Annotated in this window: 10 protein-coding genes; 3 read left to right on the top strand and 7 right to left on the bottom strand. The window is 56.2% G+C overall.

Annotated features, from left to right (window positions below; translation table 11 throughout):
• Window positions 1-29 precede the first annotated feature (29 nt).
• Window positions 30-749: an outer membrane permeability protein SanA gene (sanA, locus tag HFD97_RS10225; protein ID WP_058956707.1), complete on the top strand. Its 720-nt coding sequence runs from the start codon at window positions 30-32 to the stop codon at window positions 747-749.
• Between the two features lie 519 nt (window positions 750-1268).
• Here the strand turns inward: sanA and mglC are convergent.
• The 7 genes from mglC to HFD97_RS10190 all read right to left on the bottom strand — a co-directional run bounded on the left by mglC (window position 1269) and on the right by HFD97_RS10190 (window position 9507).
• Complete coding sequence (gene mglC, locus HFD97_RS10220) at window positions 1269-2279, bottom strand: galactose/methyl galactoside ABC transporter permease MglC (protein WP_009089178.1); 1011 nt, start codon at window positions 2277-2279, stop codon at window positions 1269-1271.
• A 19-nt stretch (window positions 2280-2298) separates the two neighbouring features.
• Window positions 2299-3819, bottom strand: a complete 1521-nt coding sequence (mglA, locus tag HFD97_RS10215; protein ID WP_046102225.1) for a galactose/methyl galactoside ABC transporter ATP-binding protein MglA — start codon at window positions 3817-3819, stop codon at window positions 2299-2301.
• Between the two features lie 68 nt (window positions 3820-3887).
• On the bottom strand, window positions 3888-4883 hold the full coding sequence (gene mglB / locus HFD97_RS10210; RefSeq protein WP_009089175.1) for a galactose/glucose ABC transporter substrate-binding protein MglB: 996 nt from the start codon (window positions 4881-4883) through the stop codon (window positions 3888-3890).
• Between the two features lie 307 nt (window positions 4884-5190).
• The gene (gene galS, locus HFD97_RS10205; protein ID WP_009089173.1) at window positions 5191-6231 is read right to left on the bottom strand and encodes an HTH-type transcriptional regulator GalS; all 1041 of its coding nucleotides are present in this window, start codon (window positions 6229-6231) and stop codon (window positions 5191-5193) included.
• 147 nt (window positions 6232-6378) lie between these two features.
• Window positions 6379-7539: a DUF418 domain-containing protein YeiB gene (yeiB, locus tag HFD97_RS10200; protein ID WP_167431428.1), complete on the bottom strand. Its 1161-nt coding sequence runs from the start codon at window positions 7537-7539 to the stop codon at window positions 6379-6381.
• 50 nt (window positions 7540-7589) lie between these two features.
• Window positions 7590-8255 carry a GTP cyclohydrolase I FolE gene (gene folE, locus HFD97_RS10195; RefSeq protein WP_167431427.1) on the bottom strand — a complete coding sequence of 222 codons (666 nt, stop codon included), beginning with the start codon at window positions 8253-8255 and terminating at the stop codon, window positions 7590-7592.
• A 124-nt stretch (window positions 8256-8379) separates the two neighbouring features.
• Window positions 8380-9507 (bottom strand): YbfB/YjiJ family MFS transporter, encoded by a 1128-nt coding sequence (locus HFD97_RS10190; RefSeq protein ID WP_167431426.1) that lies wholly within the window; start codon window positions 9505-9507, stop codon window positions 8380-8382.
• Window positions 9508-9624: 117 nt separating this feature from the next.
• Here HFD97_RS10190 and HFD97_RS10185 point away from each other — a divergent pair, with 117 nt between their 5' ends.
• Both HFD97_RS10185 and HFD97_RS10180 read left to right on the top strand, forming a co-directional pair.
• A complete protein-coding gene (locus HFD97_RS10185) occupies window positions 9625-10536 on the top strand; it encodes a LysR family transcriptional regulator (protein WP_033736177.1) in 912 nt (303 codons plus the stop codon).
• A 91-nt stretch (window positions 10537-10627) separates the two neighbouring features.
• On the top strand, window positions 10628-11752 hold the full coding sequence (locus tag HFD97_RS10180) for an S-(hydroxymethyl)glutathione dehydrogenase/class III alcohol dehydrogenase (RefSeq protein ID WP_009089162.1): 1125 nt from the start codon (window positions 10628-10630) through the stop codon (window positions 11750-11752).
• Window positions 11753-11758: the final 6 nt, after the last annotated feature.

Raw genomic sequence — 11758 nt, 5'->3', positions numbered from 1 at the left:
CAACATTCTGACACCGAGTCTCCAGGCGCATGCTGAAACGCGTTTTCATTGGTCTGCTTTTCATCATCTTAGTGATGGTGGCAACTGCGCTCGGCCTCGATCGCTGGATCAGCTGGAAAACGGCGCCTTTCATCTACGAAAATGTCTCTTCTCTGCCGCATCGTCAGGTGGGCGTGGTACTGGGAACGGCAAAATATTACCGCACCGGCGTAATTAATCAGTATTACCTCTATCGTATGCAGGGTGCGCTAAACGCTTACAACAGCGGTAAAGTCAATTATCTGCTGCTGAGCGGGGATAACGCGCTGCAGAGTTATAACGAGCCGATGACAATGCGCCGTGATTTAATCAAAGCGGGTGTCGATCCGGCCGATATCGTGCTCGACTACGCCGGATTCCGCACGCTGGATTCGATCGTGCGCACCCGTAAGGTCTTTGATACCAACGACTTCATTATCATCACGCAGCGTTTTCATTGTGAGCGCGCGCTCTTCATCGCCCTGCAGCTGGGCATTCAGGCGCAGTGTTATGCCGTGCCCTCGCCGAAGAACATGCTTAGCGTGCGCTTCCGTGAAGTGGGGGCCCGGCTGGGTGCGCTGGCAGACCTCTTCCTGCTCAAGCGTGAACCCCGTTTTCTCGGCCCGCTGGTGCCGATTCCCGCCGTGCGAACCGTTCCGGAGGATGCGCAGAGTTATCCTGCTGTGACGCCGGAACAGCTGCTGGAGCTGGAACAGAAGTTACGGAAATAAATCTTCGATTAAGAGGGGGCTGGTGCAGCGCCAGACAGGCATGCGCTAGCTCAGGGAGCATACGCCTTCCGCAAAGATGCAAAGGGAATTCTGACAGCAACGAATAAGCCCAACGCGCAGGGAATTGGGTCAGAAGAGGAAAGCGTCCCGCGCCAGGGACGGCGCGGGCCGAGCGTGTCATGGATGACGGCTTTTGCGTCTTTCCGATCTGACCCTGTTTCCTGCGCAGGCTCCGTCTCAAAGCAATGACCTCAGCCTTTAAGCAGGCCGAGCGTGTCATGGATGACGGCCTTTGCGTCTTTCCGATCTGACCCTGTTCCCTGCGCAGACTCCTTCTCAAAGCAATGACTTACAGTCCTCTTCCATAAACAAAGCAGGCCGGGTGTGTCACGGACAACAGCTTTTGCGCCTTTCCGATCTGACCCTGTTCCCTTCGCATACTCCATCTCACATCAACCGCCCAGCGCCATCCTCATAAAAAAAGCGACCCGAAGGTCGCTTTTTTCGCAGCAGAGAACGTTACTTCTTACGCGAATACTTCAGTGAATCCAGCGCCACGGCGAAGATGATGATGCCGCCTTTAATAATGTACTGCCAGTAAGGGTTAACACCGATATAGGTCAGACCGTAGTTGATAACGGTGAAGATCAACACACCGGTTACCACACCCGCCACGCTGCCCACACCCCCGGCGAACGAGACGCCGCCGACCACACAGGCTGCAATCGCATCCAGCTCATACATAAAGCCGAGGTTGTTAGTCGCCGAACCGATACGACCTGCTTCCAGCATCCCGCCAAAGGCGTAGAACACACCAGACAGCGCATAAATCAGGATCAGGTTCAGCGGCACGTTCACGCCTGACACTTTCGCCGCTTCCGGGTTACCCCCGATAGCGAAAATGTTTTTGCCGAAACGGGTTTTGTTCCACAGCACCCAGACGAACACAATCGCAATCACCGCGTAGAACGTGATGAACGACAGTTTAAAATCACCAAACCGCAAAAAGCCCTGAGCGAATTTCGAGAAGCCTGCATCAAAACCGGCAATCGGTGACGCACCCACATAGTCGTAATAGAGTGAGTTAATACCGTAAACGATAATCATGGTGCCCAGCGTGGTGATAAAAGGCGTCACCTTCAGATAGGCAATGATCACACCGTTCACCAGACCAATCACTCCCCCGATCACACACACGGTCAGGATAACCAGCGGAATTGGCACCGTATCCAGCGTCGGGAACACTTTGTTCGCGTTGTCCATCGACTGCAGCAGCGTCGCTGCCACAACCGCCGCCAGACCAACCTGACGTCCGGCTGACAGGTCAGTACCCTGGGTCACAATCAGGCCCGCTACACCCAGTGCAATAATAATGCGCACTGAAGACTGGGTCAGGATATTACTCAGGTTCATTAAACTTAAAAATGTCGGGTCCTGGAAAATAATAATAGCCAGCAATACCAGCAGCACGACATAAATGCCGCCCTCTTTTAACCAGGTTAGCGCATTCTTTTTTGTAGTCGCTTTCATGTTAACAGCCCTTGCTTCATTAAAGGTGTAATGACGCTAAACGCAATATTTCGTTCTGCGTGGTCGTTTTGGTATCAACTATGCCTGCTACCAGACCATTACTCATTACCAGAATACGATCGGTAATGCCTAACAGCTCCGGCATTTCGGATGAGATAATAATGATGCCCTTCTCTCTTTTCGCCAGCTCAGCAATCAGCTGGTAAATTTCGAATTTTGCACCAACATCAATACCGCGTGTTGGTTCATCAAGCATCAGGATTTCAGGCTGGGTCAATAACCAGCGGCCAATAATCACCTTTTGCTGATTACCGCCCGAAAGCGAACCAATCTGCGTATGGTGGCCCGGCGTTTTTACGCGCATGGAATCGATCACCCACTGGGTGTCACTTTTCATGCGTTTATTATCCAGCAGCCCCATACTGCTTTTATATTTTTTAATATTCGAGATAAGGGAGTTAAATCCGATATCCAGATAAGCATAAATACCGGTTGAGCGACGCTCTTCCGTCACCAGTGCGAAACCGTGATTAATCGCTTCATTCGCACTGTGGTTATTAATCGGTTTACCATGCAGTTTGATGGTGCCGCCCGATTTTTCGCGAATGCCAAACAGCGTTTCGACGATATCGGTACGTTTGGCGCCCACCAGCCCGGCGATGCCGAGGATCTCCCCTTTACGCAGATCAAATGAGATGTCGCGAATCGAAGGCTGACGCAGAGAGGTCAGATTCCGCACCTCAAGAATGGTTTCCCCCGGCACGTTAGTACGGTCAGGGAAACGCTGGTTCAGTGAACGGCCGACCATCATCGCGATGATCTTATCCATATCCAGCCCTTCCAGCGGCTGAGTCGCAATCCACTGTCCGTCACGCAGAATCGTAATCTCATCACACAACTGGAAAATCTCTTCCATTTTATGAGAGATATAGACAATGCCGCAGCCACGATCTTTCAGCTTACGAATAATCGTGAACAGGTGATTAACCTCTTTCTCCGTTAATGAGGAGGTCGGCTCATCCATAATCACAATTTTTGCGTCATAAGAGAACGCTTTGGCAATTTCAATCATCTGCATCTGCGATACAGACAAATTCGCCACTTTGTCGCGCGGATCGATATCGATATCCAGCTCGTCAAAAATAGCTTTGGTATCCTGATACATCTTATCCTGATCGACAAAGAAGCCTTTGCGCGGATAACGCCCCAGCCACATGTTGTCCATCACGGTGCGCTGCAGGACCAGGTTTAATTCCTGATGCACCATCGACACGCCATTTTCCAGCGCCTCTTTGGAGCTTTTATAGTCGATCTCTTTACCCTGAAACAGGATACTGCCGGAATCTTTTTTATAAATACCAAACAGGCATTTTAATAACGTGGATTTACCGGCACCGTTCTCGCCCATTAACGCATGAACAGAGTGAGGCCGCACTTTTAAATTCACATTATCTAACGCTTTAACGCCGGGAAATGATTTTGAGACATCCTTCATCTCCAGCAGATATTCTCGCTGCGCGGTCGTATTATCACTGGCCATATTTTACCTGGCTAAAAAACGGTGGTGACATAAAAAAGGCGCGACAGGGGTCGCGCCCGGAATCGAACTTATTTCTGGAACTGAGCCAGATTCTCTTTATCAACCGGAACGTAAGGTACGCGGACGATCTTATCCACCATCTTGAAGTTCGTACCTTCGGTCGCGGCTTTGCCGTTAGCCAGGTTGTTGGCGATATCCAGCGTGGCTTTCGCCTGGTTTTCCGCATCGTTCAGCACGGTACCGGCCAGCGCACCCGATTTCACCAGCGCCATCGCTTCCGGCAGGGCATCGACGCCGAAGACCGGGATAGAGGTCATGTTGTGCGCTTTCAGCGCTTCAACGGCACCCATCGCCATCGCATCGTTGTTGGCAATCACCACTTCGATTTTCTTCGCGTTCGGGCCTGACAGCCACGCATCCATCTTATCTTTAGCCTGTGCGGTATCCCACATCGCCGTATCCATCGCTAACTGCTGGGTTTTCAGACCATCTTTGTTCAGCGTATCGATCACATATTTGGTACGGGCTTCCGCATCAGGATGGCCTGGCTCACCTTTCAGCAGCACAAACTGGATGGTGCCATCTTTGTTCAGATCCCAGGCCGGGGTCGCTTTCCAGTGTTTCTCAATCAGCTGACCCTGAATGATGCCGGACTCTTTAGAGTCGGTCCCGACATAGTAGGCTTTGTCATAACCGGCCAGCACTTTCGCGTTAGGCTCTTTGTTGAAGAAGACCACCGGCACATCATTCGCGCGCGCTTTGTCGACCACCACGGCCGCGGCAGCCGGGTCAACCAGGTTGATGGCCAGCGCTTTCACGCCTTTTGCCATCAGTACGTCAACCTGGTCGTTCTGTTTGGACTGGTCGTTCTGCGAGTCATTCATCAGCAGCTGAATGCCGCCAAGGGTTTTCGCTTCTTTCTCAATGTCTTTGCGCACCATTGACATGAAGTTGTCATCATATTTGTAAATGGTCACGCCGATACGGGTGTCAGCTGCGTGAGCGGTTGCACCAAACATCATGCTGGCAACCAGTGCGGTAAGCGTGAAAACCTTCTTATTCATGGTATCTCCGGTTTTATTATGCAGGGTCTTTTTAGCGCTGCCGCGCGACGTGGCGCGAAAGCAATCGGTAAAACAGATCGGCGGGGCAGTCTGCGCAATTTGCCGCTTACCGCTGACGCCGTCTAAAACCTGACTTCCCTGTGCCTGAACACGTCCGTGAAGAGGGGATGAACCCGTTAACCGGCTACTGAGACCACAACTGATGCCGTTACACTGGCGTTACATAATGTTTCAGTCCGGTAAGACGCTGCCATCATAGTGAGAGCAATGTTAATTAACTGTGAATGTAATCACAGATTGAAAGCGGTTACATGGCTGAATCGCCTGAATTAGTGACGGACTCCACATTTTGCCGCTGCGCGACTGAATGACGCCGCACCAGCGTCGGCATAAAGATGTGCGTGGCGGTGTCATCCAGCAGGCCGGCAGCCCCCTGCAGTGCCAGCTCTGTCGCAATTTTTGCCATAGAAACAATAGGATAACGCACAGTGGTAAGCTGGGGGTCGGTGTAACGCGAGATGGGGATGTCATCAAAGCCAATGACAGAAAAATGTTGTGGCACCTGAATGCCGTTGTCTTTCAGCGCCGTGAGTGCGCCCGCTGCCATACCGTCGTTGTAAGCAAACACCGCGCTGAGATTGAGATTGCGCCCCAGCAGCTCCACCATCGCCGCTTCGCCGCCCTGCATGTCGGGCTCTGCGCTGGCAATCCAGCTCTCATGCGGCCGGATGCCCTGCTCTGCCATCGCCTGCATCCACCCTTCGCGGCGCTGGGCGACATCTTCGATAGGATGACTGGAACAGAGATAGCCGATGCGGCTATGCCCCTGTTGTATCAGGGTCCGGGAGGCCATCAGCGCACCGGCGACGTTATCCAGACTGACGCTGCGCTGCTCAAATCCCGGTATGACGCGATTGATGACAACCATGCCCGGCACATGCTGCATAAAGTCTGCCAGCTCCGCGTCTGAAAGCGTTTTCGCGTGCACCACCAGGGCGCTGCAACGCTGGCGGATCAGCACTTCAATGGCATGACGCTCTTTCTCTTCCTGATGCCAGGAGTTGCTGATGAGGACATGCTTATGGACGCGCTGCGCCACGGTATCCACCGCTTTAACCAGCGCGCCAAAAAAGGGATCGGAAACATCCATCACCACCACCCCGATGGTGTCGCTGACCTGAGTCGCCAGCGCCTGCGCGTTGGCATTAGGACGATACCCCAGCGCCTCAACCGCCTGTAACACAGCGTCGCGGGTATCAGAGGTGACGGCGCTGCTCTGATTGAGGACGCGCGATACGGTCGCCACTGAGACGCCAGCCTGACGGGCAACATCACGAATTGTTATCATGCAGCAGTTCCAGGAAGGAAAAAGAGGGCATCACGCCGGGTTGAACACCGGCGCTATTTTGTCAGGGGCGGGCGATGTGCAGCGTGAATTGCGTCACATCAATGAAAGCGGTTACATACAATTCTGTAACCTTTGTGATGGCGGTCATTATCTGGCGTGGTCGGAAAGGCGGGGTTTTCCGGCTGAGAGCTGGGTAAGCCGCCGCCACAGCCACTCCAGCGGGCCCTGTGCGAAGAAATGTAACCAGATGAGTGAAAAGAGGATATTGATAAGCCAGACCGCAGGCACCATCAGCACCAGCTCCAGCCGGGTAAAGTGCATGTAGAAGCCAAAGCGGTAGAACAGCGTGGTACAGATCAGCGACTGCATCAGGTAGTTGGTCAGCGCCATGCGCCCGACACACTGAATGGCATAACTGAACCGCCAGCGTGAAATCTGCGGCCACCAGGCCAGACAGAGCGCCGCATAGCCCAGGCTGATCAGCGGGCTGGCGAGGTCGCGCGGGGTCTGCAGATAAAAGCCGCTCCAGCGGAACTCCCAGTGTAACAGCCACTGCGCAGCGACACCGGCCACCGCGATCGAGAATCCCGCCGTCAGCAGCACGACGGCGGCCTGACGGTAGTGCCGCAGGGGAAACTGGCCCGTCAGCCAGCCACTGCGCAGCAGCGCACCACCGATCATCATCAGGCCTGCCAGCTGCCAGCCATACTGCGCCGCCAGCGCCATCAGTCCCGATGAGAGGTGATCAAGCCGGTTCTGAATCGCTTCCCAGCCGCCGGCCAGTTTCCAGTAGCGCTCATATTGCAGATCGGCCGCGCCGGGCAGCCAGGAGCGGGTCGGCTCAGGATCGGAGATCGAGCCGAATACCAGCAGCACACCGCAGCCCACCAGGTAAAGCAGAATACCGGTGTTCATCAGGCTGCGGGTGGAAGGAACATCGCGTACGACCCGCCACACCACCAGCCCGATGATGCCGTAATCCAGCAGGATGTCCCCCTCCCAGAGAAACACCCCGTGCAGGAAACCGATCAGCACCAGCAGTGACAGCCGGGCAGTCAGCCAGCGACTGCCGCGCGGCAGTTGCATCTGCAGACCGGCACCAAACAGCAGCGCAAACAGCGTAAGGAATTTGAGCTGGGCAAAGGTATCGGAGAGGGCCCATGTCCAGGCGTCAGCGAGGGTGACACTCCCCTGCCAGGCCGGATTCAGGTAGGCCGCAGAGGGCAGACCAAAGCCGACGATATTGAGCAGCAGAATGCCGAGAATGGCACAGCCTCGAATAAAATCCAGCGCGTGATAGCGTTGCATGCGGCACCCTGCCCCATTGAGGCGGGCAGCATTATGCGCCCGCCGTTAACTCAACTATGACGTACCGCGCGCAAAAATTCCTGGCGGGTATTCTGACTGGACTTGAACAGGCCGCCCAGTGAGGTGGTGGTGGTCGCGCTGGTGGCATCCTTCACGCCGCGCGCTTTCACGCAGTAATGCACCGCATCAATGGAAACGGCCACGTTGTTGGTGCCAAGCAGGGTCTGCAGGGCAACCAGTACCTGCTGTGTCAGACGCTCCTGCACCTGCGGGCGCTGTGCAAAGAACTGCACGATGCGGTTGATTTTCGACAGGCCAATCACCTTATCTTTGGGAATATAGGCGACGGTCGCTTTACCATCGATAATCACAAAGTGGTGTTCACAGGTGCTGGTCAGGGTGATGTCACGCACGGTCACCATCTCATCCACCTTCATCTTGTTTTCAATGACGGTGATTTTCGGGAAGTTGGTGTAATCGAGACCGGAAAAGACCTCATCCACATACATCTTCGCGATGCGATGCGGGGTTTCCATCAGGCTGTCATCTTCAAGATCCAGATTCAGCAGCTGCATGATTTCGGTCATGTGCCCGGCAATCAGGCTCTTGCGCGTGTTGTCATCAATGTCGCGTGTTGGTGCGCGTAATGGCGTTTCCAGGCCACGCGCCAGCAGCGCTTCATGAACCAGGGCAGCTTCCTGACTTAGGGTGCTCATCGTACTCTTCTCCGGCTGGGTGTTGCGCCCGTCGGCTGTTGCGGCGGGCCCTGTAATCAGGCGCGTATTGTGAAACTTTCTTTGCGGGGAATCCAGCAATCAATCAGATTGGTGAAGAAAGCGTTTATCGGCTCCGCCGCCACACCAGCAGGCCCGCCCAGATGAGGCTCGCGCCGGCCACCCACAGGGCGGGTTCCAGCCGGTGTAAAAAGGCGGTGGAGAGAAACGAGAGCAGCGGGCCCACCAGTTGTCCCACGGCATAGCCGGTGGTCAGCAGGCCAGCCATATAGCGCAGATGACTGGGGGCCAGCTCACGCGCGCAGAGCAGCGACAGCTGCACCACGCTGAGAAAGCCGCCGCCGACCAGCAATGCGCCCACCAGCAGGCCGCTGAAGCCCGGCAGCAGCGCCGCCGCAAAGACCCCCAGCGCCTGCGCCCAGAGCACCAGCGCCAGACGGACGTGGCTGCGCCCCAGGTGGCGCGTGAGGATGCCCAGCAGGATCCCCACCATCGCTGCGCCACCAAAAATCGGCCAGACAAACTGGGCGAATGCGCCATCCGGAAAACGTGCGGCAGCCATCTGCGACAGGAAAGTCGCAGGCAGGATGTAGCCAAAGCCCGCCAGACTGTAGCTCAGCACCAGCCGTTTAAGGTTGCAGTCCAGCACCAGCGGCTCCGGGGCCTGATCGGGGCGATGCAGCTCGCCACGCCGGGGCAGATTACGGGCAATCAGCGCCACCAGCAGCAGCGCCAGTGCGCCATAGGCGGCCCAGGCCAGCCCCGCAGAGACCTGCAGCGTGTGCAGCGCCACCCCCAGCAGGCCGCTGACAAAGATGCCGCAGCCTGGCCCGGCAAACACGGCCGCCGACAGCCCCGCCCGGCCATGACGATGCAGCTGTTCATTACTCCAGGCGGCCACCAGCACCATCGCCCAGCCGCTGGCCCAGCCGATCAGGAAACGAATGGCACCGTGCAGCCACGGCCCGCTGGCCCAGGCCGAGAGCAGCGTCAGGATCACCGCGCCCCATATGCCCGCCGTCAGGCGCAGCTCAACCCGCTTGTGCGCCCGCATGGCATCGAACGAGCCACAGAGATAGCCAAGATAGTTGAGTGCGGCCACCAGGCTGGCGCTGGTGAGGGTCAGCTGGTGCGCCTGAATCATCAGTGGCACCTGCGGCGTAAAGGCAAACCGGCCAATACCCATCGCGACAAACAAAGTTAAAAACGCGCTGAGCGCGACGCGTAACGCCATGGCTGAACTCCTGTGGTTTCGGGCTGGGATCTTTTCTGACTTGCTAACAGCTTGCAGGATGTTTACACTCACGAAAAGTGAATAATCATGACCAACTTGTTTACAGGAAGAGAAGATATGGATTTAGTACAACTACGTATGTTCTGTTCCGTCGCCGAAACGGGTTCCCTGGCACGCGCCGCCGAACAGCTGCATCGCGTACCCTCTAATCTCACCACGCGGCTGCGTCAGCTGGAAGAAGAATTGGGTGTGGACCTCTTTATTCGTGAGAAGCAGCGCATTCGCCTGTCACCGATGGGCCATAACTTCCTCAACTATGCGCAGCGCATTCTGGCCCTGAGTGAAGAAGCGCTGAGCATGACCCGCACCGGTGAACCGGCGGGTAACTTTGCGCTCGGCTCGATGGAGAGCACCGCCGCCACCCGCCTGCCTGGTTTACTGGCTGCCTATCACCAGCGCTTTCCCGGTGTTGCCCTCTCGCTGATTACCGGCACCTCGGGCGAAATTATCGATCGGGTGCGTGAAGGCACCCTGGCGGCGGCGCTGGTGGATGGCCCGGTGGCGCATGATGACCTGAACGGCTGCATCGCGTTTCGTGAGGAGATGGTGCTGATTACCGGGCTGGATCATGCCCCTATCACCACCGCCCGCGACGTGCAGGACGATACCCTGTTTGCTTTCCGCAACAGCTGCTCCTACCGCGTTAAGCTGGAGAGCTGGTATCGCGACAGCCAGACCGCGCCGGACAATGTGATGGAGATTCAGTCCTATCACGCCATGCTGGCCTGCGTGGCGGGCGGTGCGGGCGTCGCCATGATCCCGGCCTCGGTGCTGAAACAGATGCCGGACCGTTCACGGGTGCAGGCGCACACCCTCCCCCCTGCTTATCGCAATACGGCCACCTGGCTGATGTGGCGACGGGACGCCTTTACTCCCAACGTGGAGGCGCTGAAGTACCTGATTATCGAAAAATTTGACGATCGGCCGCTCAATGATGAGCTGATCTACCCCTTACAGGCGGCGGAATAAGCGTTCCGCGCTATGTTTAAGAGCCTGGCTCTGATTAATCACGACCACCTGGCGCCACCGTGCGTCACAATCTGACTGGAAGAGGGATTGCATGAAAATGATCAAAACCCGTGCCGCCGTTGCCTGGGCTGCTGGCGAACCGCTGAAAATTGAAGAAGTGGATTTGATGCCACCGCAGAAAGGCGAAGTCCTGGTGCGTATCGTCGCGACCGGCGTCTGCCATACCGACGCCTACACCCTCTCCGGCACCGATCCGGAAGGCGTCTTCCCGGCGATCCTGGGCCATGAAGGCGGCGGCATCGTGGAAGCCGTAGGCGAAGGCGTGACCAGCGTGGAAGTGGGTGACCATGTTATCCCGCTTTACACTCCGGAGTGCGGCAAGTGTAAGTACTGTCTGTCGGGTAAAACCAACCTCTGTCAGGCGATCCGTGCGACCCAGGGCAAAGGTCTGATGCCGGATGGCACCACCCGCTTCTTTAAAGATGGCAAACCGATTTTCCACTATATGGGCACCTCGACCTTCTCGGAGTACACCGTCGTTCCGGAGATCTCACTGGCTAAAATCAGTAAAGAAGCGCCGCTGGAAGAAGTGTGCCTGCTGGGTTGTGGCGTCACCACCGGTATGGGCGCGGTCATGAACACCGCCAAAGTGAAAGAAGGCGACACCGTGGCGATTTTCGGCCTCGGCGGCATTGGCCTGTCGGCCGTTATCGGTGCCAAAATGGCGAAAGCCGGCCGCATCATCGCCATCGACATCAATACCAGTAAATTCGACCTGGCGCGCAAGCTGGGCGCCACTGACCTGATCAACCCGAAAGATTACGATAAGCCGATTCAGGAGGTGATTGTTGAGCTGACCGATGGCGGCGTGGATTTCTCCTTTGAATGTATCGGCAACGTCAACGTCATGCGTTCCGCGCTGGAGTGCTGCCACAAAGGCTGGGGCGAGTCCGTGATTATCGGTGTGGCCGGTGCCGGTGAAGAGATCTCTACCCGTCCGTTCCAGCTGGTGACCGGGCGCGTCTGGCGTGGCTCCGCCTTCGGTGGCGTGAAAGGCCGCTCACAGCTGCCGGGTATCGTGCAGGATTACCTCGACGGTAAATTTGCCCTGAACGACTTCATCACCCACACCATGCCGCTGGAAGAGATCAACGACGCCTTTGATTTAATGCACGAAGGAAAATCGATCCGCTCGGTTGTGCATTTCAACAGGTAATCAGGA

The organism is Pantoea sp. EKM103V, from assembly GCF_011800365.1.
Lineage (GTDB): Bacteria > Pseudomonadota > Gammaproteobacteria > Enterobacterales > Enterobacteriaceae > Pantoea > Pantoea anthophila.
Note: the sequence above shows the minus strand (reverse complement) of the source record. Positions and strands in the feature narration are given on the sequence as shown.